19 protein-coding genes and 1 tRNA gene are annotated in these 26373 nt (G+C 60.5%); 11 read left to right on the top strand and 9 right to left on the bottom strand.

All coding sequences use genetic code 11. The features are described 5' to 3' along the window. Positions 1-10 precede the first annotated feature (10 nt). From IE095_RS10060 to IE095_RS10095, 8 genes are read left to right on the top strand one after another with little or no spacing between them, the layout of a single operon-like run. On the top strand, positions 11-1417 hold the full coding sequence (locus tag IE095_RS10060; RefSeq protein ID WP_189411515.1) for a NosD domain-containing protein: 1407 nt from the start codon (positions 11-13) through the stop codon (positions 1415-1417). 1 nt (position 1418) lies between these two features. After that, on the top strand, positions 1419-2882 hold the full coding sequence (locus IE095_RS10065; RefSeq protein ID WP_189411516.1) for an MBOAT family O-acyltransferase: 1464 nt from the start codon (positions 1419-1421) through the stop codon (positions 2880-2882). Between the two features lie 11 nt (positions 2883-2893). Further along, the gene (locus IE095_RS10070) at positions 2894-3976 is read left to right on the top strand and encodes an alginate O-acetyltransferase AlgX-related protein (protein ID WP_189411517.1); all 1083 of its coding nucleotides are present in this window, start codon (positions 2894-2896) and stop codon (positions 3974-3976) included. Continuing rightward, entirely contained in the window at positions 3966-4688 is a 723-nt protein-coding gene (locus IE095_RS10075) for an SEL1-like repeat protein (RefSeq protein WP_189411518.1), read from the top strand. Before IE095_RS10070 ends, IE095_RS10075 begins: the two co-directional genes overlap by 11 nt. Beyond that, positions 4685-6040, top strand: a complete 1356-nt coding sequence (locus IE095_RS10080; RefSeq protein ID WP_189411519.1) for an alginate O-acetyltransferase AlgX-related protein — start codon at positions 4685-4687, stop codon at positions 6038-6040. The genes IE095_RS10075 and IE095_RS10080 overlap by 4 nt, the downstream gene beginning before the upstream one ends. After that, a complete protein-coding gene (locus IE095_RS10085) occupies positions 6037-6660 on the top strand; it encodes an alginate O-acetyltransferase AlgF (RefSeq protein WP_189411520.1) in 624 nt (207 codons plus the stop codon). The genes IE095_RS10080 and IE095_RS10085 overlap by 4 nt, the downstream gene beginning before the upstream one ends. Before the next feature lie 34 nt (positions 6661-6694). Then, positions 6695-9445, top strand: coding sequence for a tetratricopeptide repeat protein (locus tag IE095_RS10090; protein WP_189411521.1), 2751 nt, complete (start codon positions 6695-6697; stop codon positions 9443-9445). Next, a complete protein-coding gene (locus IE095_RS10095; RefSeq protein WP_189411522.1) occupies positions 9442-10491 on the top strand; it encodes an alginate lyase family protein in 1050 nt (349 codons plus the stop codon). Before IE095_RS10090 ends, IE095_RS10095 begins: the two co-directional genes overlap by 4 nt. A 29-nt stretch (positions 10492-10520) precedes the next feature. On the opposite strand, the gene IE095_RS10100 is transcribed toward IE095_RS10095, so the two are convergent. After that, on the bottom strand, positions 10521-11267 hold the full coding sequence (locus IE095_RS10100) for an SDR family oxidoreductase (protein WP_189411523.1): 747 nt from the start codon (positions 11265-11267) through the stop codon (positions 10521-10523). A gap of 98 nt (positions 11268-11365) precedes the next feature. Here IE095_RS10100 and IE095_RS10105 point away from each other — a divergent pair, with 98 nt between their 5' ends. After that, on the top strand, positions 11366-12304 hold the full coding sequence (locus tag IE095_RS10105) for an AraC family transcriptional regulator (protein ID WP_189411524.1): 939 nt from the start codon (positions 11366-11368) through the stop codon (positions 12302-12304). Positions 12305-12345: 41 nt separating this feature from the next. On the opposite strand, the gene IE095_RS10110 is transcribed toward IE095_RS10105, so the two are convergent. Continuing rightward, complete coding sequence (locus IE095_RS10110) at positions 12346-13848, bottom strand: phosphate ABC transporter substrate-binding/OmpA family protein (protein ID WP_189411525.1); 1503 nt, start codon at positions 13846-13848, stop codon at positions 12346-12348. 396 nt (positions 13849-14244) lie between these two features. On the opposite strand from IE095_RS10110, the gene IE095_RS10115 reads away from it, so the two are divergent. Together IE095_RS10115 and IE095_RS10120 are read left to right on the top strand one after the other, a co-directional pair. Next, positions 14245-20940 carry an RHS repeat-associated core domain-containing protein gene (locus IE095_RS10115; RefSeq protein ID WP_189411526.1) on the top strand — a complete coding sequence of 2232 codons (6696 nt, stop codon included), beginning with the start codon at positions 14245-14247 and terminating at the stop codon, positions 20938-20940. Beyond that, complete coding sequence (locus IE095_RS10120) at positions 20940-21218, top strand: hypothetical protein (protein WP_189411527.1); 279 nt, start codon at positions 20940-20942, stop codon at positions 21216-21218. Before IE095_RS10115 ends, IE095_RS10120 begins: the two co-directional genes overlap by 1 nt. Positions 21219-21869: 651 nt before the next feature. On the opposite strand, the gene IE095_RS10125 is transcribed toward IE095_RS10120, so the two are convergent. From IE095_RS10125 to IE095_RS10155, 7 genes are all read right to left on the bottom strand, one after another. Next, positions 21870-21945, bottom strand: a tRNA-Phe gene (locus tag IE095_RS10125). Positions 21946-22009: 64 nt separating this feature from the next. Further along, entirely contained in the window at positions 22010-22171 is a 162-nt protein-coding gene (locus IE095_RS10130; RefSeq protein ID WP_189411528.1) for a DNA gyrase inhibitor YacG, read from the bottom strand. Then, positions 22171-23211 carry a ribonuclease E/G gene (locus IE095_RS10135; protein ID WP_189411529.1) on the bottom strand — a complete coding sequence of 347 codons (1041 nt, stop codon included), beginning with the start codon at positions 23209-23211 and terminating at the stop codon, positions 22171-22173. The genes IE095_RS10130 and IE095_RS10135 overlap by 1 nt, the downstream gene beginning before the upstream one ends. Beyond that, positions 23208-23783, bottom strand: coding sequence for a Maf family protein (locus IE095_RS10140; protein WP_189411530.1), 576 nt, complete (start codon positions 23781-23783; stop codon positions 23208-23210). The genes IE095_RS10135 and IE095_RS10140 overlap by 4 nt, the downstream gene beginning before the upstream one ends. Next, positions 23783-24001 carry a translation initiation factor IF-1 gene (gene infA, locus IE095_RS10145; protein ID WP_054005112.1) on the bottom strand — a complete coding sequence of 73 codons (219 nt, stop codon included), beginning with the start codon at positions 23999-24001 and terminating at the stop codon, positions 23783-23785. The genes IE095_RS10140 and infA overlap by 1 nt, the downstream gene beginning before the upstream one ends. Before the next feature lie 180 nt (positions 24002-24181). Next, positions 24182-24955, bottom strand: coding sequence for an amino acid ABC transporter ATP-binding protein (locus tag IE095_RS10150; RefSeq protein ID WP_189411531.1), 774 nt, complete (start codon positions 24953-24955; stop codon positions 24182-24184). 10 nt (positions 24956-24965) lie between these two features. Next, a complete protein-coding gene (locus IE095_RS10155; RefSeq protein ID WP_189411532.1) occupies positions 24966-26372 on the bottom strand; it encodes an amino acid ABC transporter permease in 1407 nt (468 codons plus the stop codon). Position 26373 lies beyond the last annotated feature (1 nt).

Genomic DNA, 26373 nt, shown 5'->3' on the forward strand with positions numbered 1-26373 from the left:
GGGAATGGTCATGGGGTGGGGAAAGGCGGCCATCGGCATTTGGCTTTGCAGCAGCGCGGCGGTCTGGGCCGAGCCGGTCAGCCGGGAACAGGCCGAGGCGATGCGGCTGGCCCTCGGGCTGGCTGCGCCTATGGCCTTGGCCTCGCCGCCAATCCAAAGCCCGCCGCTTTTGCCCGGTCCCGCACGGGCGGAGTTCGCGGATCTACAGGCCGCGTTGACGCAGGTGGCGATCCTGTCCGGGGCCAACGACCAACTGGCGCTGATCAAGGCGCAGCAGGGCCCCGCGCTCTATCTGCGGGGCGGACAGACGACCTTGCCCGAACTGGCGCGGATGTTGAAGCTTCAGGGTGATGACGCCCTGACCTTCCGTGATGGGGCCTATCACCTGTCCCGCCCGCTGATCGTCTGGTCCGATGCGGCCCTGTCGATCCTGCCCGGCGAAGAACTGGTGATGGACCGTGCCGCAGGGGCGTTTCTGATCAGCTTTGGTGATCTGCGGCTGCAAGGCGGCCACCTGTCCGGCGCGGGGGCGGCCCCGACCGCCAGCCCCGATTTCGCGCCCTTCGTGCTGGTCGCGGGGCAGGGCACGCTTTGGGCCGAAGGGGCGGAGTTTTCCGCGCTGGGCCTGACGGGAACCCGGCTTTTCGGCGGCGTGACCGTAATGACCCAAGGGCTGACTGCACCCAAGGCCCCCGTCCATTTGCTGGGCAACCAGTTTCACGCCGTGGGCAAGCTGGCCCTGATCGGGACAGACAAGGCGCGGGTGCAGGGCAATGCGCTTTCAGGCCCATTGCTTCTGGACGGGGGGCAGGGCGCGCTGCTGCTGGACAATGACATCCGGCCCGATTTCGGCACAGGCCTGCGCATCACCGGGGGGGCCACAGCGTCGCGGGTGCAGGGCAATCTGGTTCAGGGTGCCGCCACCGGCATTCTGGTGGATCGCGGGGCGGTGGGTCTTATAATCACGGGCAATATGGTTCTGGGCAATACGGGCGACGGCATCCGCCTGTCGCGCGGCACCTGCGCGCAGGTCGCAGGCAATCTGGTGCAGGGCAATGCGGCGGTCGGTCTGCGCCTGAACGACCAGATCGCGGCCAGTGTCACAGGCAATGCCTTCTTGGACAACGGCACGGCAGCCATCGACCTGAGCGGTCAATCCATCGAGGGGGGCACGACCCGGCTGGAAGCCAATCTGATCGCAGGCAACCGCGAGGGGCTGCGTGGTGCCGGGATCGGTTCGGTTCTGATGCTGGCCAACCGCACGCAGGACCAGCTTCCCCGCCTGTTTGGCGGTGAATTCGCGGCCCATCTGCCCGCCTATCTGACCGAAACGCAAAAAGGTGAGGGGCAAAGTTTCCTGATCACCGCCGCAGGCGGGGCGGCGCAAGCGGCCCCCGACTGCCAAGGGGGGATGTGACATGGTCTTTTCCTCGGAAACCTTTCTGTTCCTATTCCTGCCGCTGTTCCTTGCGGTCTATTATCTGACCCCGGCCCGTGCCCGGTCACTCACCATTCTGGCCGGTTCCTATGTCTTCTACGGCTGGTGGCGCGTCGATTTTCTGGGGCTGCTCGTCCTGACCACCTTTTGGACCTATGGCTTTGGTCTGGCCATCGAACGCGCCCGCAGCGAACTGGCGCGGAATTGGGTGACGGCCATCGGCCTCATCGGCAATCTTAGCGTGCTCGGTGTCTTTAAATACCTCAACTTCTTCATCGACAGCCTTGCCGCCTTGGCAGGCACCGATGCCGCCGGTCTGGGCGTCCATTGGCGGCTCATTCTGCCCATCGGCGTCTCGTTCTATGTCTTTCAGTCGATCAGCTATCTGATCGACGTGCGCCGCGGCGATGTCAAAGCCACCACCAGCTTCTTTGACTTTGCCGCCTTCATCGCCCTCTTTCCGCAACTCGTCGCCGGGCCCATCCTCCGCTTCAAGGATCTCGCCGACCAGTTTCAGGACCGCCAGCATTCGCCTCAGCTTTTCGCCGACGGCCTCGCCCGTTTCACCATCGGTCTGGCCAAGAAAGTCCTGATCGCCGACGCTTTGGCCCCCTTGGCCGATCTCGCCTTTGCCACACCCGACCCCAGCGCCCCTTTGGCCTGGGCCGGGGCCTTGGCCTATATGCTGCAACTCTACTTCGACTTCTCCGGCTATTCCGACATGGCCATTGGCCTTGGCATGATGATGGGCTTCCGCTTCATGGAGAATTTCGACGCCCCCTACATCTCCCGTTCCATCACCGAATTCTGGCGCCGCTGGCACATTTCCCTTTCGGTCTGGTTGCGCGACTATCTGTATGTGCCCTTGGGTGGCAACCGCAAAGGCCCCGCCCGCACCTATGTCAATCTTGTGCTGGTCATGCTGCTGGGCGGCCTTTGGCACGGGGCCAACTGGACCTTCGTCCTCTGGGGCGCTTGGCATGGCGGTTGGCTCGCCGCCGAACGCGCCACTGGCTTGGCGCGTCAGGGCGGCCTTGCGGCCCATCTGCGCACCCTGCTGATCGTTCTCTTGGGCTGGATCATGTTCCGCGCAGCCTCTGTCGGCCAAGCGATGGATGTCTATGCCGGGCTTTTCGGCCTGAACGGGCTGCAACTCGCCCCCGAAATCGCGGTCCACATCTCGCATGAAAGCCTGATCCTGATCCTTGTCGCCGGGGCCATCGCCTTGGCCGAACCGCGCCTGCGCGATTGGGCCCGTCTGCACTATTTCCCAACCTCCACCGAAAGCCTGGGCGCAACGCTCGACATTGGGCCGCAGCATCGCCCACACCTGACCGGGGCCACCTCTCTTGTGCCGTCTCTGTTCGTCACCGCTGTCGCTGTCCTTTGCGTCATGCGTCTGGCGGAACAAAGCTTCTCACCCTTCCTGTATTTCCAGTTCTGAAAGGGGTCGCCATGCAAAACCTCTATCGCGCCTCACGTTATCTGCTGACCACCCTGTTCATCAGCTATGCCGTCTTTGCCAATTGGGTCTTCTTCCAAAAGGTCGATGGCCTGTCCTTTGGTGAAATCGGCACCATCCTGAAAGGCACGGCCACCGCCCGGCTGGACAGTCTGTATAAGGAAAGCCTGCCGCACCGCGATCCGTCCATCGGCTTGATGGGGGCCGCGCGCTATCTGGCGATGGGCGATGGGCGCACCGGTGTCATCGTCGGCCAAGACAATTGGCTGTTCACCGAGGAAGAGGCCCGCGCCATGACCCAGCCGATGGATCAGGCCGTGGCTCCTATCGCCGCCATCCAGCGCAAACTGGCCGCGCGGGGGATTGATCTGGTGGTCTTGCCCGTGCCCGCGAAACTGGACGTCGCCCGCGATCAGGCCCGCAGCTTGGAACTCGCCCAGACCATCGGCCAGCGCTATGATCTGTTCTTGCAGGAATTGCAGGCCTCTGGCGTCGCGGTCGTGGACACCCGCGCCGCGATGCTGGCGATGGGGCCAGATGCCAAGCCCTTCTTTGCCACCGACACCCATTGGACAGCCGAGGGGGCCGATGCCGTGGCAAAAGCGGTCGCCGCCTCAGGCCGCGTTGCCAAAGGTTCCAGCGATTTCACCGTGCAAGATCAGGCGCGCAAGGCCTTTACCGGCGATCTGGTCTCTTATGTCACGACCGAAAATTTTGCCGAATTGATCGGTCTGCCGCCCGAAGGTGCTACACCCTATACGGCTGTGAACAGTGCCGCCATCGGTGATCTTTTCGCCAGCGACGGGGCCGATGTGGCACTTGTCGGCACCTCTTACAGCGCCAACCCGGATTGGAGCTTTGCCGAGGCGCTGAAGCTCGCCCTGCACCGCGACGTGCTGAACTATGCCGAACAGGGGCAGGGTCCGGTCAAGCCGATGGTGGCCCTGCTTGAATCCGCCGATCTGCGCGATGCACCGCCGCAGATCGTGCTTTGGGAATTCCCGGTGCGCTATCTGGCCGACCCGACCCTTTGGGATGTCGCCAGTGCAATGACGGTGGCCGCAAATGACCCCTAAATTGACCCTCGCCCTGCTGATGATGGGGCTGGCCCTGCCCGCTCATGCGCAGGTGTCCATGTCCGAAGCGGGCATTCAGAACAGCATCGAGGTTTATGACCCCTACCTGCGCCAGATGCGCAAGGACATGGTTGCAGGCCGCCGCATTCCCTTTGACGCGCTGCGGGCACTCGCCGATCTGGGCGATGGTCTGGCCGCCTTCAAGATGGGCGAATATCTGGTCTCCACCGGCAAGCCTGCGCTGCAAGATGATGCCCTGCATTACTTTTCCATCGCGGCCTATACCGGGCGGGATTTTGCGGTCTCGCATCTGTTGCGGGTGCTTCAAGGCGATCAATCCGAAACCTCCGCCACGCGTCTGAAAGGGGCCGAAGATGCCCTACGGCTTTGGGCACGGCGGGGCGATGCCAAGGCTGTCGCCGGTCTGGCCGAAATGTATCTGGCCGGTGCCCCCTTTGGCCCCAAGACCGAGGAAGGTCTGGCCCTCTTGGAACAGGTGGCGACCCAAGGCAATGGCAAGGCCGCCGTCGAACTCGGGATGCTTTATCTCAAAGGCCGCCCCGACCTGCCCGCCGATCCCAAAAAGGCCCGCGCCGCGCTGACGCTGGCCCTGGACAGCGATGATCTCGCCGCCCGCGCCATGGCCGAGAACCTTTTGCGCAGTCTGGCCCCGGCCACCACCACGGTTTCGACCGCCGGGGTTAGCGAATGAGGTTGGCACTGATCCTTGCCCTGATGGGCCTGACCGCAATGGCCCTGCCCCTCCGGGCGGAATCGCTCTTTGCCTGCTCGCAAATCGAAAACTCCCCCATCCTGCCCACCGTCGAAAGCGACGATGCGGTGTTCTTCCGCACCCAATCCGACCTTCGCATGGCCCATCCGATGAAAGAGGCCGTCGTCGATCAACTCGCCCGCCTATCCCAAGCCTTGGCCCGCAACGGCACCATCCTGATCTACGCCACCATCCCTTCGAAAAGCCAGGGCATGCCCGACGCCTTGCCGGAAAAGGCCAGCGGCATGGGCTATGACCCGGCGGTCTCCGAGGCGGCCTATCACGACATCATCAACCGCCTGAATGCCAAGGGCATCCTCGCGCCCGATTTGCTAACTGCCCTGCAACAGGGCGGCACCCCGGAGCGCCCGTTTCAGGCGGCGGATTTCCATTGGACCTCCAGCGGTGCCCTCTTGGCCGCCCGGGCCATTGGTGCGGCCATCCGCGCGCATCCCGCCTATGCCGATCTGACGCCCGGCACCTATACCTCGACCCCGCTGGAAAAGGTCGATGCCTTTTCGACCATGCGGCGTATCCTGCAAGGCTATTGCGTCGTGGCCCTGCCCCCTGTCGAAACCCTTGCTTGGGAAACCGTGCGTGTGGATCAGCCGGGTGACGGCGGCACGCTTGACATCGGCCTTGGGGCCGGGGATCAGGGCGAAACGCTGGATATCTTTGCCGACGGGGCCGCACCCTTGCCGGTCGTTCTGGTTGGCACGTCGTTTTCCGACAATGATGTCGACAATTTCGCGGGCTTCCTCTCGGAATACTCCGGGCTCGAGGTGGTCAACCACGCCATCAGCGGCGGCAACCAGTTTGGTGCCATCACCTCTTACCTCACCTCTACCGATTATCCCACCGACCGGCCCCGGTTCCTGATCTGGGAAAACCCGGTTTACAACAATCTGGGTCGCTACGGCTTTGCCCCGCTGGAAGAATTGATCGCCGCGGCGAACAACGATTGCGAACATCCCCTACCTCTGCGGCGCGAGGGTAACGCGCTGATCGCCGACCTCCGCCAAACCGATATCACCCCCGGCGACGCCCTTCTGGCCGATTTCGGTGCCGAAGGCCCCCGTTCCGTGCAGTTCACCCTGCAAGGCGCGAATGGTGTCTCCCGTTCGGCGATGATGAAACGCGAAGACCGGCTGCGCGCGACAGGCCGCTTCTTTCTGGGCCTCGGCCCCTATCTCCGCGCCGACCTGCAACAGGTGCAGGTCGCCTTCGACCGCCCCCTCACCGCCGACAGCCGGATTTCCCTTTGTCTGACCCCCAAGGAAGACCCATCATGATCATGCGCTTTTTGCCCCTTTGCCTGACCCTTGTCCTGACCCTGCCCGCCCAGGCGCAGGACGCGGGCCTTTACGACCAAGTCGCCAGCCCCGACGCCAGTTTCGTGCGTGTCATCGTGCCGGCCATGGGGCTGGGCGCGGTCGGGGCCACCAGCTTTGCCGCCCTGCAAGACGGCGTTTCCCCCTATGTCGTCATTGACCAGCCCGGTGCCGTCGCCGTGACCGCAGGTTCGGCACAGGGCAGCATCGAAGTCGCCCCGGCGGGGTTCTATACCTATGTCCTTGCGGCCGACGGCAGCGGTGTCATGGTGCAGGACCAGATCACCCGGGGTGCTGCCAAGGCGGATGTGGCCTTTTACAACCTCTCTGACCTGCCCAGTGTCGATCTTTTCGTGCCGCAGGCCAAGGCCGTCGCCATTCCTAAGGTCGCCGCGGATCAGGCCGGTTTCGTCGCCTTGAAAGCCCCCCTGACATTGGATTTTGAGGCAAAGCAGGGCGACAGCGTTCTGGCCAGCGCCGCCAGCGTCGATCTGAAGCGACGCGAAGGCGTGACCTTGGTCCTGATCGGCTCCGCCGGGAACTATCAACTGACCGCCACCCCCAACAGCTTGCAGCCCTAGGCCCCCGCCTGTTCACGAGGCAAAGGATTTCATCATGTCGCTTGCATTCACCCGCCCGCTTTCCTCGACCGCCCTTGGCCTCTGGCTGGCCCTTGGGGCGGCCCATGCCCAACCCATTCCCCTGATCTTTGAACCGCCGCAGATCGAACCACAGGCCATCTGCACCAGCCGCGCCCCGGATGCCCGGATCATCGCCCGCTGGCAGGATTGGGATGGCCTTTCATTGCAGGGGCAGGATACGGCACAGGTGCAGACCGATCTGGACCGGCTGGCCGAACTGGATGCGCCCGCATGGTATGACAAGGCGCTGCTGGCCATCGACCTGTTGGCCACCACGGATCCGGATTTCACCGCGCAGGATCAGGCCTTGGCCCGCATCGAATGGATGGTCGCGGCCGGAAAACAGGCGGAACTCGCCAATCTGCGGCTGGTGCCCGCTCTTTTGGAACAAGACAGCGCCCCCTCGCCCCGCCGCCAGCGCGCCTTGGCCGGGCTTCTGCTGCGCGGCAATGGGATCACCGCTGATCCTGATAAGGGGCTGCAAATGCTGATCGCCGCCGCCAACGGCGGCAACGCCGATGCCATTCTGGAACTCGTATCGATGCAGATTGCCGGGGCCAAGGTCGAAGGCTGGGATGTCGCCCCCGACATGGGTGTCACCATGGCCTTTGGGGCCTTGGTCGGCCAGTTGGACGCCGACATCTGCAACCGCGTCACCCGCATTGCCCGCGAATATAAGAATGGCGATGTTGTCGCCGCCGATCTGGCCTTGTCGGAACGCTGGTATCGGTTTGCGGCTGATCTGGGCGATCTCGGAGCCGCTTGGAAGGTCGCTGAATTTCACATGCGCTCTGAAGGCGTGGTCAAGGACAATGCCATTCTACTGAAGTATCTGACGATGGCGGCGGATGGCGGCAGTCCCGTCGCGCAGGTCAATCTGGGACGCATCTATGAAACCGGCGCTCTGGTCGCGCAGGATCTGACCCGTGCCGAAACCCTGTTCCATGCGGCCGCTGGGCAGGACGATCGGGGCGGTATGATCCGGCTGGCCCTGTTCCTGCAAGACAAGGTGCAGCGCGATCCGGCGGCGATGCCCGACTATCGCGCCGCTCTGGATGCTTTGGTCGCGCGGTCCGATGCCCCCGGTTGGGCCCTCTTGGCCGCCGCCGATGCCGTTCTGACCGACAAGGGCCGCTGGGCGGGCGAGGCAGCGGCGATGGCCTTCTTGCAACGGGCATCCGATCAGGGCGACGGCATGGCCCTGCGCCGTCTGGCCAATATGAAGATGCGCGGCATCACCACCGATCAGGCCTTTTATCCGCTCGTCGATGACCTCATCGCCTCGGTCCAGACCCTTGGCACCATCGAACCGATGAATGACCTGCGCGCCGCCTTTGCCTGCCGTGCGCCCGACGCGCCGCTGATCGACGATGCCGAATACTGGCGCGAACAGGCGCTGGCGACGGGGATCGAGACGATGGCCTTCGGTCCTGAAGAACTCTTGGAACTCGCCCGCTCGAACGATCCGCTCACTTTGGCGCGGCTGCAAAGTCAGGCGCTTTCAGGCCGGGCGACGGCGGTGGCGCAATATCTGACACTGATCGAAAAGGGCGATTTCACCGTCGTCCAACAGGATTTCTGGGAAGAGTACGCCAAGGAATATCCCGAAGTGCTGCAATCGCGGGGCCGTCTGGCCCTGTCGCTGGCCCGCACCCAGACCGAACGGACGGCGGCGCTGGACTTGTTCCGGCAGGCTTTGGCGGCGGGAGAGGTTGAGGCAGGGCTTTATCTGGCCCGCGCACTGCTGGACAATGACGATGCCAAACCCGCTGATATGGCCGAAGCGGCGGCCTTGCTAGAGCCTTTGGCAGGGCAGGGCATGGGGGCCGCGATGCGGCTGTTGCCGCAGGCCGATCCGCTGCGCTTTCCCGACATGGCCGCAACCTTGGCGGAATATGCCGGGGTGATCGACGCCCGTGGCGATGTCGATGCGCTGCTGATCGCCGCCGAATTCCTACCCGATCCTGCGGCGCGCCAAGACCATCTGGCCCGCGCCCAAGCACTGACCTCGTGCAACTTTGATCAGGCGGCGCGCTTTGCCGAATTCATGGGCAAGACCGGCGATGCCGCAGGCTTTGCCCAGTGGATCAAGACGGCAGGCTATCTGGCCGAAGATGAAGGCTGGCGGCTGACACGGATGGGTGATCTTTTGTCGCGCTATGGCACCGAGGCCGAAAAGGCAGGGGCCGAAGGCCTCTATCTGGCAGGCTATGCGGCGGGCAACCGGGTGGCGATGCTGCGGCTGTTGTCGAACTATGCCAAACCCGACAATCCAAAGTACGATCCGCTGAAGGCAACCGAGGTCTATATCGCATTGGTCATGGCCACCCGTCCCGGCGACCTGCCCGAACTGCTGATCCGGATCAACGAAGAAGAAGCTGTGATCCGGCAGGCGGTGATGTCGGCGGTGGACCCTGAACAGATCTTCAAGGTCGCCGCCGAAGCGGGCGATCCGGTCGCGATGCGGGAATATGCCTTCCGCCTGCGCGAAGCCAATCCCGACGCCGAACAGGTGGCCAAGGCCGCAGCGATGCTGGCGCAGGCCTCTGAAATGGGCGATGTCGAGGCGATGGTGGAATATGCCGTGTCGCTGGCCTTTGGCGTGGGGGTGGAACCCTCGCGCGATGAGGCGCTGATGTGGTTGAACAAGGCCGCCGCGATGGGCAATCAAAGGGCCCTGACCTTGGTGGCCACCTTGGGTCTTTCTGAAAGTGTCTCGCAGTGAAACCACAGATCTTGGGAATGATGCTGGCCCTGTCGTCGCTGCCTGCGGCTGCCGAAGAAGCCAAGGACAAGGACGAATGCTTTGCCCCGGTCACGCCAGTCGTGTCGCTGGACTATGGCAGCCGCTATACTGATGACAGCGTCACCCGTTCGGATTTTGACGAAAAGGCCAATGCCGAGGTCGACAAGGCGCTGGGGCCGGTGGATGACTTCATCACAGATCTGGTGCGGGAATCGAACCGGGCGCTGACCCGCAAAGCCGACCGCGCCACCCAATCCGCCGATTGCGTTCTGAACCATCTGGCGCAATGGGCGGGGGCCGGCGCCTTGGGCGATCTCCAAACCGAAGCGGTGCAGATTTCCATTCCCAGCCGCCTTTCGGGCCTCGCCTTTGCCTATGGCAACGCCTTGCCCCTCGCCAGCCAGGATGCCCAACGCAAAGCGCTGATCGAGGCTTGGTTCAAGGCGCAGGCTCTCGCCACCATGGCCTATTTCGACGAAAAGGCGCCCCCCCGCGCCAGCGCCAACAACCTCCGCGCTTGGGCTGGGCTTGCCGTCACCCGCATCGGCCTTCTCTTGCAGGATGACGCCATGCTGTCCTGGGGCGAGCAATCGTTTCGCACGGTCCTTTGCGACGCCAACCCTGATGGCAGCCTGCCCCGCGAAATGGAGCGTGGCCCCTTGGCACTGCACTACCAGATCCACGCCCTTGGCCCCCTTGTCATCACCGCAGCCCTGCTCGAGCAGGACCGCCAGGCCGGTCTTTTCACCGCCTGTGACGCCGCCCTTTCCCGCGGCGTCGACTTTATGCTCGCCGCCCTCGCCGAACCCCAACGCGCCGCCCAACATGCTGGGGTTGAACAAAGTTTTTCCGCCCCGCAGCCCGAAACGCTTCAGGGACATGACGTCGCTTGGGCGGCGGCCTATCTGCGCTTTGCCGATAACCCAGAACTCGCCGAACTTGCCAAGACCTTCGATCCCTTGGGCAATTCCAAATATGGCGGCTCGCAAAAACTGCTTTGGCAGCAAAATCTGCCAAAAGAATAGGGGTGGGCCGCTGTGGCCCACCCCTTCCCCTATCGCCCCACCGACAGCGCCACTGCATCCGCCCCCGCCGGCAGATGCAGCGGTGCCCCAGCATCCGTCGCAGCCCGCCAAATTGCCTCGGCCACATCCTTCGCCTCGGTGATCAACGCGCCCGGTTCGGCAAAACTCGCCATCACTTTTTCCACCTGATCCCCATAGGCCCCATGAAAGCCACCCGCGCCCATGATCAGCCCCCGCGCATTCTCGCCAAAACGCGTATCCGGCGCACGGCCTGGCAAAACCACATGCGTTCGCAGCCCAAAGCCCGCGATTTCCAAAGCCAGACATTCCGTAAACGCATTCACTGCCGCCTTGCTGGCCGTATAGACCGCCAAAAGGTTCAGCGGCAGCAAGGTCACGCTGGATGTCACATTGACGATGACCCCCGCCCCCTTTTCCCGAAACTGCGGCAGAAACGCCTGCGTCAGGGCCATCGTACCAAAGGTGTTGGTTTCAAAAATATCCCGCACCACCCCCATCGGCGTCCCCTCGAAGGCATTCAACCAGCCGATCCCCGCATTGTTGACCAGAACATCCACCGCCCCCGCCGCCTTGACCGCTGCGGAAAGGCTGGCCTCATCCCGCACATCCAGCGGCAGAACCCGAACCGCATCCGGCAACAGCCCCGCCACGGGCTGGCGCATCGTCGCAATGACATTCCACCCCCGATCCACAAAAAGCCGCGCAGTCTCCAGCCCAAAACCTGAAGAGCATCCCGTGATCATCACCGTGTTCATCCGAAAAATCCCTATCCATGTGAACTGATCCCCATATGGACAGGCGGGTTTGGACTTTCTATAATTGAAAATCCGCATATTATTTTCAAAAGTCCAAAATGCCCGACCCTTTGGCCGAAATCGTCACCCTGCTGCAACCCAGCGCGCCTTTCACAAAACGCGCCAGTGCCTCGGGCCCTTGGCGCGTCCGCCGCACAGATCTGGCGCAGGCCCTTTACGTCTTGACCATCGCTGGCCGCGCCAACCTGGAACTCGACAACCGCCCTCCCATCCTTTTGCAGACTGGAGATTTCGCGTTGGTTCCTGCCGCGCAGGCCTTTACCATGTCCAGCGTCGATCCCCCGCCACCGCCCGGCCTGCTCAACCTGCCGCTTCGCTTGGACGATGGCACCTATCGCCTTGGCCCCCCTGACGCGCCGCCTCAGGTGCAGCAATTGCTGGGCCATTGCGTCTTTGCCTCGCCCGACGCGGCCCTCTTGGTTCCGCTGCTGCCCGATGTCGTCGTCGTCCGGGGTGCGGATCGCTTGGGCGTTCTGGCGGGCCTCGTCGCGGATGAGGCCCTCGCTGAACGCCCCGCCCGCGACATCGTGCTGCAACGCTTGCTTGAGGTGCTGTTGATCGAGGCCCTGCGTGCACGCGCCGAAACCCAAGCGTCGCCCGGCTTGCTGCGCGGGCTGCATGATCCCCGTCTGTCCAGCGTTCTGCGCCAAATCCATGCAGCTCCGGCTCGGGGGTGGACGGTGGCCGAACTGGCCCGTGCGGCGGGCCTGTCCCGTTCGGCCTTTTTCACCCGCTTCCAGCGCGAAGTCGGCCTTCCCCCGATGGATTATCTGATGAACTGGCGCATGACCTTGGCCAAAGACCTCTTGCGCCACGGTCGCTTGGGTATTGCCGAAATTGCCACCCGCGTCGGCTATGGCTCGGCCAGTGCCTTCAGCACCGCCTTTTCCCGGCGGGTTGGCTGCCCGCCCGCCCAATATGCCGCCCAGCACGGCGGATCGGTCTCTGCCGATGCTCAGGCGACACTTTTGGGATAGGGGGCCAGGACTCTGGCCCCCGTTCGGTTCAGACCACCCCCTTAGTGGTGAATCCACACCTCCACCCGCCGATTGTTCCGTTGCCCGGCGATGTCATCATTGCAGGCCACCGGGTTCAATTCCCCATAGCTTTTGACCACAAAGGGCGAAGGTGCCAAGCCAGTCTCCTGCAAGGCATCGGCCACCAGACTGGCGATGGTCTGCGCCCGGCTCTCGCCCAAGGCCCGGTTCGCCTCGAACGGTCCTTCGGAATCGGTAAAGCCGACAAAGGCCACTTCGGTGCCCTCGGGACTGCTCCGCAGATAGTCCACCAAGCGGATCAGATCGCGCTGCGATTCATTGTCCAAATCGGCCGAGCCGGTGCGAAAACGAAAGGTCGTTGAAAGCCTGTCCCATTCGGTCAAATCGACAAACAGTTCGCGCAAGGCATTCACTTCGGTCCGGCTGGTGCTGGCTTTGATGGCGGCGCGGATCGTTTCCGCCGTGCCGTTTTGATCCCGCCGCTCTGGCAAATAGGACAAAAAGCCCGCCTTCTCGACAAAAGGATAGGCGGCCGCCGCTGTCGCAAAAGCCAGCAAATCTTGTGCGGGGCGCGACAACTCCTTGTTGGTCGTGTACAGATACAACCGGCGGCTCAGGGGGTATTCGCCGGTTTTTGCGGCAAAGGCGCTGGGGTCGTTGATCAAATCGCAGCTGGAAACCAGCTTCACCGGCTTGCTGTCACCCTTGAAGGCGAAGCCCACATAGCCAATCGCCCCCGGCTCCTGCGCCACCGCGGCGCTTAATGCGTCGCTCCGATCCAGGATTGTGGCCCCCGCCGACATCACCTCGCCGTGCGGCTTTAGAATGGCATCGGTCACGGTCGAAAACGTCCCCGACTTTTCACTGCGCGAGAACACTTTCACCGCCAAATCCGGCCCACCCAGCTCTTTCCAGTTCGAAATCCGGCCCGACAAAAGGCCTGAAATTTCTTCGGAATTCAGGGCCACCAGCGGCAGATCCGGGTGAACAATCACCAGCAGGCCATCGACGGCAAAGGCATGTTCCTGCGCCAGATCGGTTGGATCGCCCAGATCGGCAAAGGCGAACAGTTCAACTTCCTCGGGCTTGACCGGGCGCGACGACATACCGATCTCGGCGGTCTCCTCCAACAAACCGGCAAAGCCGGTGCTGGATCCCTTGAATTGCACGGTTGCGGCATAGATTTCATCACCCTTACCGCCGTCCGCCAGAATGCTGAACCCGGCGGTCGTCTCATCCAGCATGGTTTTCCGGGCGGCCGCGCCTTGGGCCTCGGCCAATCCCGACAGCAAAAGCGGCATCAGCTCTTCGCCGATTGTGTCTGATCCGGCGATGGCCAGCGTCTTGGCCGCCGCAGTCATCGGTGGGCAAGCGGCACCTTCGCAGCGCATCTTGGCGGTGGGCACCTGAACTTCCCCAAACTCGCCCCGCAGCACATAATTGTCCTCCGACACCGAGATCAATTCGCCGGTCAACCGCACAGAACCGTCCAGCGACGTGAGTGTGATGTCCTGTGCAGCCAACGGCAGCGCAAGCCCGGCGAGGCAAAGTACCACGCCGAGTGAGGGGAATATTGATGGGCAGGGTCGCATAGCCGGTATCCTGTTGTTGTCAAAACCCCTCCCGGCGCCCGGATAGCGGGACCGTGTATGGATTTTGTGACGCAGGGCGCGCATTTCATGCGGCCATACCCGGCCACGCCTTCCGCCGGGATGACGTCCCGCTGCGCTGACCGCTGGGATTTTATGGGCGATCACTGTGCCGATGAAAAAATCGGCCCGGCATAATGAAAGAATCTGAAAACCGCCGTCAGATCCTCGGCGCAGAATGCCCATCACATTGCTGAATTTACAACTTGGCACTGCAACAACGTTAGGCTGTAAATCGTTGCGCCTTGACAAGGATAGCGCAACATTCGAATGTCGGCAAAATTCGAAATCCCGTCAGCAGGGCAGACCGACAACATGATTTATAAAGCAATTTTTGCCGTCATTTCGATGGCATTTCTTGGTATGTCTGCCGCTGCCGAAGAACCTGATTCGACCGTGTCCACCGGAACCGGCCTGAAAGAGGTTCAGATCGGTCCGCCGTTTGATATGGATAATGGCGGCTCCTTTCAGTATAATGTTCCAATAGAGGTTCCGACCTATCGGGGGCTCGAGCCGCGACTGTCTTTGTCGTATGATTCGGCCCGTCGCTCGAATGGCTCACCGGATGCTATTTTGGGTGTCGGATGGCAACTATCCGGCCTTTCCATGATCACCCGAAACTCGCTGGGCGGCGGTGCCCCCACTTTTGACGCCGATGTCGATATCTTCCGTCTTGATGGTATGGATTTGCTGGCTTGCACCAAAAGCGGCTTTGACTGGCCTTACGGCTGGGCTTATCCGTCCGAACGGCGGGCTGATCGGAAAAACGCCAGTTGCAGCTATGGCAACAACCCGGACGGGTCTAATAGCGCCGGAAACATGACCCTTTTGAAAGAGGATTATCGTCGCATTCGCACGATGATCACCGATGTCAATGGGTTGCGCGCACGACGCTTTGTCATTCGGGATACATCCGGGAAAATCTATACCTATCTTTCGCCGGGCGAAATTTCGGATATGGCTCCCGAGGCGGGCAGTGACGCCTACCAGATCATGTTCAACCGCACTTGGCTGCTAACGACGGTACAAGACACGCAGGACGAAGCGAATTCGGTCCGCTACTATTATGCCTTTGATCGATCAAATGGTTGGGCCCATCGGCTGACCCGCGTCTCCTACGGCAAATTCAATGCCGATGGTGTGGCCTCAACCAGCAATTACAATGTGTATTTCCTTTACGTGGAACGCAACGCGCCTTTGGCGACCTATGCCTTGGGCAACGGTTTGTCGGCCATGGGGGCGCAATACTACTCGCTTTATGACATCGTTGTCAAAGATGGTGGATCAAGTGTCACGACCGGGAACAACATCCGCGGCTACGCTGTGCGCTATACCCGCAGCCCCGAGATGGACCGGCTGTTGGTCGATGAAATTCGCCAATTCGGAAGTGAGCTTAGCCTCAATGCCGATGGCACCCGGATTGCCGCTGCCGCCGAGCCTGACCTTGATGGAATCGAACTGCCCGGCTGGAAATTCCAGTACAACAGCGACGCGCTGAAATTTGCGTGGCCGAACGGCAAGGTGTTTGAAGGCGCGCGGTTTGCACCAAGCGGAACCATCGCCGACCTTGACAATGATGGCAAAGACGAAGCGATTTTTAACAGAATCGAGAGCTCGGTCTATGCTCCTGACAACCCGAACGCCAATGTCCACGGACAAATTGTTTTCAGCGCCCCGCGGGGCGCCTATGAAACAAAGATCGAAGATAGCGGAATTGATCTTGCCTCATTAGCGGCCCGCGAACCATGGGCTTCGCTTCCACTTGTTGGAACGACGGTGTCAAGACCGCCAGGCGCGGCTTGGCCCAAGATTGTCCGCCGCACGAATTTCGGTATCGTAACGCATTGGGAAAACCAAGGCAGCGGCGTCTATGTTCCGACCGAAAAATCGGCCCTGACTTTGGTCTCCACGTCCGCGAGCTCAGTCCCTTCGCCGCCAGCCGTAGTGTTCAGTCCACTCACTTTCGAAGGCGCTTCCCAAACTACCCAACTCGTCATCAATACCAATGTGGGATGCCACTTGCGCGGCGGATACACGCCGCTGCTCGGGAACTTCGAGGATGATCCCGGCCTTGAAATCTATTATGCTGAAGCCTTCTATAACATTACGACAAGCGGCCTCAGCGTTATCAGTGGCATTTACGGCGATCTTGCCCAATATTGCGACGGCCGGACGTTTGTTGGCAATGAATGGGCCGCAGACATTAACGGTGACGGGGTTGATGAAATCATCAACAACGACCGTATTTTTGTGCGGGAAAACGGTCGCTTTAAGAAATACGCAATGCCCAATTTTCCGCTGCCCTGCGCACAGCGTGAAGGGAATGGTGCCCCTTGCCAGAATGTTGTCGATCAGAATGGCTGGAGCAATTCGGTTCTGTTCGGCGATGTCAATGGGGATGGCATGTCGGATGGGGTCATCATTCGGCGGAAGGCCGGTGAATTTGATTGGGTTCAAGTGGCCATTTCGACGGGCTATGGCTTCAAAAACCCAGTCAACTGGATCTATAATGATCCAGCGCTGGATTCTTACAATGAGCTTCAGCAGTTAAAAGATCAGCTGGCCGATATGAATGGCGACGGGTTGGCTGACCTCATCTGGCATGCCGGATCGCCCGGTGGGTCGAATTATGGCGGCACCAGCGGGCCACCTGTCGATGGCCTTTCCGGTAGCGCAAGGATCTATTTTTCTGACGGGCGTAAGTTTTCGATGTTCACCCGAACAGATCCCGGCTTTGGAAATTACTGCGATGGCGCGCGCGACAATAAGTTCTGCATCGAAAGCTTGATCGGCACCGGTGACATGGATGGCGACGGGTTAACTGATGTTGTCAGTGGTGTGGGTGTGCCTGGTGCCGACCCGGCCGCACGCATCTATTTCAACCGCACGGGCACCTCCTTTGCCATGCAGTCTGTCAAGGAGCCGATTGGTCGGACCACGGAAATTTCCTATGGTATCGCTGAACGAGTCGATGACAACCAGTTGCCGCGTGTGCAGCGTGTTGTGAAAGTATTGCGTGAATTCGGCCTGGAAACCGATATCGCGCGGGTCACTCGGTTCGACTATTTCGGTGCACGCTACAATTATACTTTTAGTCGCCCGATGGGCTATCTCAAGATCATCAAGACGCTGCCAATCGTTGCCGGAGAAGATGCAGCCCCCACCCAGACGATCGAATATTCGCCGAAAATCTGGACGGCCGGGCTACCCATCGCCACCCAATTGCGGGATGGCAATGGTGTGCTTATGTCCGAAACGGCGATCAGCTATGAACGCTCTCCCGTCGGCGAAGGCCTGCCTTTTAAAACTTGGAAATCGGGCGAGGTCGCCGGAACACGTTTTGGCGCGGGCAGCCTTGTCTATACGCGCAAAGGTTTTAACTGGGACGCTTTTGGGCAAAACACCATTGAAATCGATTTTGGCCTGCAATCTGGATCGGGGATCAGAGCCCTCTCTGATGTCACGAAATCCGATGATATCTGGGTCTGGACTGACTACAATTCGGTACTTGATAAATATATCATGAACCTTCCCAAAAAGCGTGTCGTGCTGGATGGAAGCAGTATCCCCTACGACAACCGCAACAACCCGGATTCTTTGGCCCCGACCCAATGGTGGCTCTCGGCCGAGCGCTTCTTCTTTGATGGCTTATCCGCGCCACCGCCGGCTTTCGGCAATGGCGGATTTGCTGGGAATATGACCGGACGCGATGTCTGGAGTGGTAGCGCCAGCGCCTATCGCCCTGTCGAACGTTTCGAATTCGATGCCTCTGGCAATATCACCGCCCAGCAGGACGCACTGGCGATACAGGGCAATTATGTGTCGTTGACCCATGTCTATGATACAGCGAAAAAACTGTTCCGCCTCAAGACGACCAATGCGCTTTCGCAAGAAACCACCCTGTCGTGGAGCACACGCTGCCAGGCCCCCAACAGTGTCACCGATATCAATGGGCTGGTCACGACCACGGTCTTTGACGCCTTCTGCCGCGAGATTCGTCAATCCCTTCCAAATGGACGGGAAATTCTGAAACAATATATGAATCTCGGCCAGGTCGCCTTTCAGCACATCAAAACAACCAGCCAGCGGGCGGAAACCCCTCCTCCCGGAACCATCGATCAAAGCCTGGACTCCCCCACAACCATCACTTGGGAATATTTCGACGGCTTCGGTCAGGCCTATCGCACCGCCCACAGCGCCACCGGTGGCGGCATGGCAAAAGCGATTGTCTATCTCAAAAGGTTCGACAACCGCGGCAATCTGCGCGACGAAAGCCTTGCCTTCGACAGTGCTGACTTTATCGCCGACTCGGGCTATCTCAGCGCCATCGACTGGGTCGCATCCATCCCCCGCAAGACCTATACCTATGACACGCTGGGCCGCCTTGTCGAAGCCCGCGCCGCCGACGGTGCCAAAACCACCACCACCTATGGCCGCGGCTATGGCGCCCCCACTGACATCAGCTTTTACTATGCCGCCGTCTTTACCAAAGGGCCCGATTGCTATGATGCCCGGCCCGCAACGCTTTGCGCCGAGCAGCGGGTTTACACGGACGGGCGCGGTCTCACCACCCGCAAGTCTCATGCCGACATCGACGGCGGCACAGCCTCGCTTGTCACCGACTATTCCTACGACAAGCTTGGTCGCCTCGTGGGCATTAAGGATCCGGTCAATGCTCTCTGGGCCTATACCTATGACCATTTTGGCAACCGTACCCTATCGGACGACCCAGGCCTTGGCCTTTGGACCCTGACCTATGATTTCAACGGCAATCTCCTCAATCAGACCGATGCTTCCGGCAATACCATCGTCTTTGCCTATGATCGTCTGGGTCGCGTCCAGACAAAAACCGTCAGCCGCAACGTCGATGGAATCTTGTCGCCCGAGGCAAGGACGGTTTTTGCCTACGACACCACACTGGCCTTTGGGGGTATCGGCTATAACAAGGGCCAATTGACCCGCGAACAGGTCTTTGCCCCAGGCGCCTCCGCATCCCTTGATCGCCTGATCCACCAGGTTGATCGCGCCTATGCGATCTCGGGCGGTGTCCAGCACGAACAGCATTGGTTAGAGGGCAACAAGACCTATTCCTTTGCCAACAGCTACACCACAACGGGCGCCCCACTGGCCGCCGATTTGCCACTGGCCATGGGCGACACGCCGAACAGCCTCGGCAACTATCGCTATGACAATGCGGGAAGGGTCATCGCATATGGCCCCTTTATCCCCCAGATCACCTACAATGCAGACAGCAACCCGATCGAGACCCGCTTTGCCAATGGCATGGTCGAAATCCTGCAATGGGACGACGCCCGTGGCTGGCTGGATTCGATCCAGGTCGCCAAGACAGGTCTTCCCGCCTTTTCGGCCTCTTACTTGCGCAGTCCCGCCGGCCGCCTTTTGCAGCAGGAAACCACGGCCCATGTTCCCGGTCAGGCCGGCCCAATCCAAGACCGCTATGCCTATGCCTATGACTTTGTCGGCCGGCTTGTCGGCTCGCAGAACAGCCTCAATCCCGGCCAATCCCAATCCTTTGGCTACGACAGGGGCGGGCGTCTGACCTATAAGGGGGCCGCCCTTTCGGGCAGCTTGCCGCAGACATACAGCTATGGCCCTGCTGCGCCCGATCATGCCCCAACGTCGGTCGAGGTCAACGGGATCACCCAAGCCTTTACCTATGACCCCAATGGCAACATGACCGCCGGCTTGAACAAGGCCATGACCTATGATGGCGAAAACCGCCCGCTGTCGGTCACCTTTAACGGCCAGACCACCTGCTATGTCTATGGTGCCTCGGGCGTTCGCCTGAAAAAGATCGAGCTAAAGGCTTTCGGAACCTGCACCGCCCCCGGCCCGCAGACCGAGGTCACGGCCTATGTCGGGCCGCTGGAACTGCGAAATTTCGGAACGGTGGCCGAGGAATGGTTGGCCTATCCGCATCCGCTGGTTCGCCTAGTGCGCAAGAATGGCGCTTGGGCGACGTCTTTCCTGCACACTGACTATCTCGGCTCGGTCCGCGCCATCAGCGATGCCAGCGGTACTGTCAGCGAAGGGGCCAGCTATCAGCCCTACGGCGAGCAGAGCCAGATCGTTGTACCGGGCACCGACCCGGACGACAGCAAAGGCTGGATCGGCGAGCGCTATGACGCCGACGCCGGCCTGCAATACCTGAACGCCCGCTACTACGACCCCGTGCTGGGGATGTTCCTGCAACCGGATTGGTTCGAGGTGATGGAACCGGGGGTTGGGACGAACCGGTACGGGTATTCGGCAGGTGATCCGGTGAATAAGATGGATCCGGGGGGGAATCAGGAGGGACCGGCGGTTGACCCGGATGACTGGGACCCAGAGACGAATCCTCCATCGGATTCCGGACTGAGTTACTCTGAACAAATGTCGAACGTTGGAGATGCAACATACAATATCAGTGTTACTGTTGCATATGAAGCGTCCCCAGTCTCGGCATATTATGATGGAGTTGATGCATGGAACGCTGGATCAGCAATTGGCGTTGGTGTAGCGGTCGCTTCAGTTTTCCCGATAGGAAAAGTAACCAAAGTAACGAAGCTTGGAAAAGCTGCCTCTCACGCAGATGAGGCTACGAAAGTAGCTAAAGTTGCCCCGGATGGGAACTACTATAGTGTTGGCTACGAAACAAAACTTGACGCCAGCTCTTATCCAGGCACATCACGCGCGGGTCATTTCCAAGAAGCGAACGAAAAACTGCTGAAAGACATGGAGTCTGATCCCAAGTTTGCTGACACTATGGCTGACGCTGGCGTTATCATAGAAAGAACTCCGACTGGTTTAGCACCTCGCCAATCTCCAACTGGATGGACTTGGCATCATGATGAAAGTCCTGGTACAATGCAACTTGTTCCGAGAGAGCAGCACGCACCTGGAAGTGCGTTCCAACGAGTCCTGCATCCGGATGGCAAGGGAGGGTTCGCAATATGGGGGAAGTAATGACTTTGCTCGACGTGATAGAAAAACTTGAGGAATTCGACGTCGAAGCAACCATCTACTCTTGTCAGCCATGGACCCCCGTTTCGAAAACTACGGTTTGCAACGAACCACAAACTGGAGGGCTTCCAAAAGAAGCAGTTGATTTGGAGGCTAGCTACTTTCTGGAAATCGCAATTGCCAGAGATTTCGTTGAAGATTGGCTGGCTTCACAAACGAACCGGCCAACCAGCGCAGAAATGTGCCAGCGCATCATCCAATATGCCCGGGATGACGCTTGACAAATGTGCAAATTAAAAAATCAATCATATTGATCGCTAATTTAACCTTAATAAGGTGCACCCCCCCTCACTCCTCCCACAACTCCGCCGGCAACGTCTTCGCTCCCACCGCAGACCCCACACCCCACCACAAGCCCCACAAGGCCTCAACATCAATTCCTGCGCCAACACCCCCCGCAAAAAATCCTGCACCAAACCATCCGCCTACCCCCCAATCGACCAACCGGTTCGCCGCGCCAGCCTCTGAATTGGTGCGCAAGGTCGAAAGTGCCGTCCGCACCCCTTCGCCGCCCGAACCGCCATGGACGCCGCAAATGTAAGGCAGGTGATCTCACGCATCGTTGCCTTGAAGTCAGATCGCAAAGACAATCCAAATTGACCAGCAGCCGGCCATCAAACCCCAGCCCAACCGGCCTGCGTCACATCATCCAGCCCAAACCAAGAAAATTCTGCCAACGCGGCAGTCAAGTTTTCCTTAACAAACCAATAACGCCTCTAAGAAATTGTAACATTACCAACATCATAGCCCTCATTTCACGCGTGAAAGGCCCGGCCCACCCCGGCGCGACCTATGGCCTTGCTTTAGACCAGACCCAAAAATCCGAACGCCCAGTCGAAAGGCCAAAATTTCAGCATTCTGTGGGATTGAAGTGGTGCCCGGAGACGGATTTGAACCGCCGACACGCGGATTTTCAATCCGCTGCTCTACCAACTGAGCTATCCGGGCCTGAGGGCGAAACCATCAGTGGGGGCGGTTTATTGCAGGGCGCGGGGGCTGTCCAGAGGCTTTTTCAGTGTTTCGGCGGTTCTTCGGAATAGGGTCGCGCATCCTCATCGGCCGGGATCGCATAGCCCCCCTTTAACCAGCGCCCCAGATCGACATCCGCACAGCGCCGCGAACAGAAGGGGCGGTATTTCGGATCGCTTTCCTTGTCGCAGATCGGGCAGGCCATCAAGCATCGCCCATCAACGGCAGGCGGTCGCGCTTGCGCACCAGTTCATACAGGCCCAAGGCCGTCCAACCCACCAGATGGGTTTCCGCCGCCTCGCCCTTGAACGCCGCCTTGATCACCTGATCCAGCACCGCCCGGTCCCGCTTCGGGATCGGCGCAAAGTCGATGACTATCTGCCCGCCCAAGCCCCGCAGCCGCAACTGGCGCGGCAGATCGCGCGCGCAGGCGATGTTCGCCTTCAGCCCCGTCGCAGGGCTGGTATCCGCCCCGGTGTTCACGTCGATCGCCACCAAGGCGCGGGTTGATTCGATGAACATCGACGCCCCGCCCGTCAGATCGACACGCGGTTGCAGCAGTTCGCCCAGCAGGTCCAGCACGCCACGCGTTTCAAACCCGCCCTCCTCCGTAATCACCTCATCCGGCACAGGGTCCAGCCAATCGCGCCAGGCAACGTCTTGGGCCGAGGCCCCTTCGACCAGCAATTCCGGCTGGCCCGTCACATCGGCCAGCACCTGTTCCGCCAGCCCCCGCATTGCGGCGATGTCTTCTGCCACGGCTTCTGGTTCGGCATCGGCACAGGCCGACCGCAGGATCAGACCCAGCGTTTCATCCGCGCCTTCCATGCCTGCCGCCGCCATCTCGGCCAGTTCCCCACGCAAGCCTTCGTCATGGATCTTGCGCGAGATGTTCAGCCCCGGCGCGCCGGGCGTCACAATCGCAAAGCGGCTTTTGAACAGCAACCGCGTCGTCACCGGCAGCGCCTTGCCCGGTTCCGCTGGCCCCGTCACCTGCACCAGAAGCGTCCGCCCCGGTGCCACGCCATCGGTCTGGCGCAGAAACCCCGACTGGCCTGCGGGGAGCTTTACAAACATCCCCCCCATGCCCTTCATCGGCCGATCCGCCAGCGCGCGGCAAATCGCCCCCGGCAAAAGATCATCACCTTCCGGGTCGATCAGCACATCCATCAAGACGCCATCCACGACCAAAGCCGCCGCAGCCCGCCCCTGAAATTCGTCCAAGACGACGACGCGACCCTTCATGACTGCCTCCAGACCGGATAACCCGCTGCGGCCAAAAGCGCCGCCGTTTCGGCCACGGGCAGACCCATGATTCCCGTAAATGACCCGGAAATCCAAGGGATAAAGGCTCCAGCCGCCCCTTGGATGCCGTAAGCCCCCGCTTTGCCTTGCCAGTCGCCGCCCGCCAGATAGGCGTTCAGTTCCAGATCAGACAGCCGCTTCATCTTGACGTCACTTTCACTGACCCGCTCCCAGATCTGCGCGCCCCGCCGCACGGCAATGGCGGTGAAAACCTGATGCCGCCGCCCGCCCAGCATGGTCAGAAATTCCGCTGCTTGGCCTGCATTGTCGGGCTTGCCCAAGATGCGCCGCCCCAAGGCCACTGTCGTATCGGCACAAAGCACGATGTCATCATCGCCCGCCGTCACCGCCAGCGCCTTCTCCCGTGCCAGACGGGCCGCATAGGGGCGCGGCAATTCGCCCTTGTGGGGCGTTTCGTCAATATCGGGTGGAAGGATCGCATCGGGCACGATCCCAAGGCCCGCCAGCAATTCCTTGCGCCGGGGGCTGGCCGATCCCAGGATCAGCCGCATTATTTAAAGCGATAGTTGATCCGGCCCTTGCTCAGATCATAGGGGGTCATTTCGACCTGCACCTTGTCGCCAGCCAGAACACGGATGCGGTTCTTGCGCATCTTGCCTGCCATCACAGCGATCAATTCATGGCCATTGTCGAGTTCAACCTTGAATGTCGCATTCGGCAGGAGTTCCTTCACGACACCGGGGAATTCGAGAATGTCTTCCTTGGCCATGTTGTCTCCCAAACGGATAAGGCCCGTGACTTGCACGGGCACGCGCCGCCCTATGCGCCCGTTTGGCGGGGATTTCAAGGGGGAAATGGGTTGTGGCGTTTCGTCAACTCTCGGCAGGCCTAGGTCAATTCTAATACGCTCGCCCCTCCCTTTTGTGGGGAGGGGCAGGGCTTGGAGGGCTCAATGCCCCAAAATCTGGCTCAGGAACAGTTTTGTCCGCTCGCTCTTCGGGTTCGTGAAGAACTCTTTCGGTTCGTTCTGTTCCACGATCTGGCCCTGATCCATAAAGATCACCCGGTTCGCCACCGCCTGCGCAAAGCCCATTTCGTGGGTCACGCAGAGCATCGTCATGCCCTCTTGCGCCAGTTCGATCATCGTATCCAGCACTTCCTTGATCATTTCCGGATCAAGGGCCGAGGTCGGCTCGTCGAATAGCATGATCCGCGGTTTCATGCACAGCGACCGCGCAATCGCCACCCGCTGTTGCTGACCGCCCGACAACTGGCCGGGATATTTATGTGCCTGTTCCGGGATTTTGACCTTGCGCAGGAAATGCATCGCCGTTTCTTCGGCCTCGCGCTTTGGAACCTTCCGCACCCAGATCGGCGCCAGCGTGCAGTTTTCCAGAATCGTCAGATGCGGGAACAGGTTAAAGTGTTGGAACACCATCCCCACCTCCGACCGCACCTTATCAATGTTCTTGATGTCGGATGTCAGTTCCGTCCCATCGACGACAATCTGCCCCGCCTGATGTTCCTCCAACCGGTTGATGCAGCGGATCAGCGTCGATTTGCCAGACCCGGAAGGCCCGCAGATCACGATCCGTTCGCCCCGCTGGACCGTCATGTTGATGTCCCGCAGGACGTGAAAGGTGCCATACCATTTGTTCATGGCGGCAATCTGGATCGCGACCTCGTCGCTGACCTGCATCTTTTGTGCGGCTTGTTCGTTCATGACAGGTTCCTTAGCGATGATCGGTCTTCAGCTTGCGTTCCAGATACATGGAGTAACGCGACATGCTGAAGCAGAGGATAAAGAAGATGGCCCCGACAAAGACATAGGGCTCCCAGTAGATGCCCTTCCAGTTGATGTCGGCGCGCACGGCCATCGTGACGCCGCGTAGCGGGTCCAAAAGGCCGACAAAGCTGACAAGGGTCGTATCTTTGAACAGGCCAATGAAGGTCGAAACGATGCCGGGGATCGAGATTTTCAGCGCCTGCGGCATGATGATCAACCGCTGTGCCTGCCAATAGTTCAGGCCCAAGGCATCGGCGGCCTCATACTGCCCACGGGGCAGGGCGGCAAGACCGCCCCGGATCACCTCGGCCAGATAGGCGGCGGCAAAGAAGGTGACAAGGATGATCACCCGCAGGATCAGGTCAAAGTTCGTTCCCGGCGGCAGGAAGTATTGCAGCAGAAGGGACGCCGTGAACAGAAGGGTGATCAAGGGCACGCCGCGGATGAACTCGATGAACCCCACCGACAGGGATTTCACGATGAACATGTCCGACTGACGACCCAGGGCTAGGATGATGCCCAATGGCAGCGAAAAGCTGATCGCGGTGACGCCGATGACGATGGCCAGAAGGAACCCGCCAAACTTATCCGAGTTCACCGGGGTCAGGCCCCAGGGCAGGATCGAATGGATCCAAGGGTGAACATGGCTAAACAGCGGAAAGATCTTGGCCAAGAAACCCAGAACCGATTGTTCAAAGGCGACCGGCACGGCCACAAAAGGCAGGGCATCGACCAGTCTGAACAGGAACCACAGGATGTTCCCCAGTGGATTACCAAAGCACAGCAGAAGCAACACGACAAAGGTGGTGACACCCCAGCCGCCGCCGATCCGGGTCGCAATGAAGAACACCGCCCCCACCAACAGGATCAACATCACCGGAACCCAGACCGAGCCACCCCACAACAGCAGATACGCCACTGCCGGATAGGCCAATGTGAGCAGGAACATCTTGCGGGGGAACTGGCTGAACAGCACCGGGGCCAGCGCCACGAACAGCAGACCAAAGGCCAGTGTCGGTCGCCAGTACAGGTCTGACGGGTAAAAACCGAACAAATACTGGTGCCAACGTTCGCGGACCATCGCCCAGCAGGCGGCCTCGGTCCCATCGCCACCGGTGCGGGCGGCAATGATCTCACGGCATTCGCCCAAGGAACCGGCGTTCCACACGCCGCCAAAAATCCAAGGCAGCAGGCCCGACAGACCCCAGTAAACGATGAACAGCCCCAGCAGTGTCAGGATCGTGTTCAGTGGCCCGGAAAACAAGTTCTCCCGCAGCCATTTGATTGCACCGCTGTCGCGCGCCGGGGGCGCTTCGGGCGGCAGCATTTCGGTTCGGATGAAGGTCTGGGTCATG

The organism is Neogemmobacter tilapiae (genome assembly GCF_014652215.1).
Classification (GTDB): domain Bacteria; phylum Pseudomonadota; class Alphaproteobacteria; order Rhodobacterales; family Rhodobacteraceae; genus Neogemmobacter; species Neogemmobacter tilapiae.

Bases quoted from the DNA above. Each gene is read 5' to 3' on its own strand.
- IE095_RS10060 (WP_189411515.1), top strand. From the start codon at position 11: ATGGGGTGGGGAAAGGCGGCCATCGGCATTTGGCTTTGCAGCAGCGCG.
- IE095_RS10065 (WP_189411516.1), top strand. From the start codon at position 1,419: ATGGTCTTTTCCTCGGAAACCTTTCTGTTCCTATTCCTGCCGCTGTTC.
- IE095_RS10070 (WP_189411517.1), top strand. From the start codon at position 2,894: ATGCAAAACCTCTATCGCGCCTCACGTTATCTGCTGACCACCCTGTTC.
- IE095_RS10075 (WP_189411518.1), top strand. From the start codon at position 3,966: ATGACCCCTAAATTGACCCTCGCCCTGCTGATGATGGGGCTGGCCCTG.
- IE095_RS10080 (WP_189411519.1), top strand. From the start codon at position 4,685: ATGAGGTTGGCACTGATCCTTGCCCTGATGGGCCTGACCGCAATGGCC.
- IE095_RS10085 (WP_189411520.1), top strand. From the start codon at position 6,037: ATGATCATGCGCTTTTTGCCCCTTTGCCTGACCCTTGTCCTGACCCTG.
- IE095_RS10090 (WP_189411521.1), top strand. From the start codon at position 6,695: ATGTCGCTTGCATTCACCCGCCCGCTTTCCTCGACCGCCCTTGGCCTC.
- IE095_RS10100 (WP_189411523.1), bottom strand. From the start codon at position 11,267: ATGAACACGGTGATGATCACGGGATGCTCTTCAGGTTTTGGGCTGGAG.
- IE095_RS10105 (WP_189411524.1), top strand. From the start codon at position 11,366: ATGCCCGACCCTTTGGCCGAAATCGTCACCCTGCTGCAACCCAGCGCG.
- IE095_RS10115 (WP_189411526.1), top strand. From the start codon at position 14,245: ATGTCGGCAAAATTCGAAATCCCGTCAGCAGGGCAGACCGACAACATG.
- IE095_RS10120 (WP_189411527.1), top strand. From the start codon at position 20,940: ATGACTTTGCTCGACGTGATAGAAAAACTTGAGGAATTCGACGTCGAA.
- IE095_RS10130 (WP_189411528.1), bottom strand. From the start codon at position 22,171: ATGGCCTGCCCGATCTGCGACAAGGAAAGCGATCCGAAATACCGCCCC.
- IE095_RS10135 (WP_189411529.1), bottom strand. From the start codon at position 23,211: ATGAAGGGTCGCGTCGTCGTCTTGGACGAATTTCAGGGGCGGGCTGCG.
- IE095_RS10140 (WP_189411530.1), bottom strand. From the start codon at position 23,783: ATGCGGCTGATCCTGGGATCGGCCAGCCCCCGGCGCAAGGAATTGCTG.
- infA (WP_054005112.1), bottom strand. From the start codon at position 24,001: ATGGCCAAGGAAGACATTCTCGAATTCCCCGGTGTCGTGAAGGAACTC.
- IE095_RS10150 (WP_189411531.1), bottom strand. From the start codon at position 24,955: ATGAACGAACAAGCCGCACAAAAGATGCAGGTCAGCGACGAGGTCGCG.
- IE095_RS10155 (WP_189411532.1), bottom strand. From the start codon at position 26,372: ATGACCCAGACCTTCATCCGAACCGAAATGCTGCCGCCCGAAGCGCCC.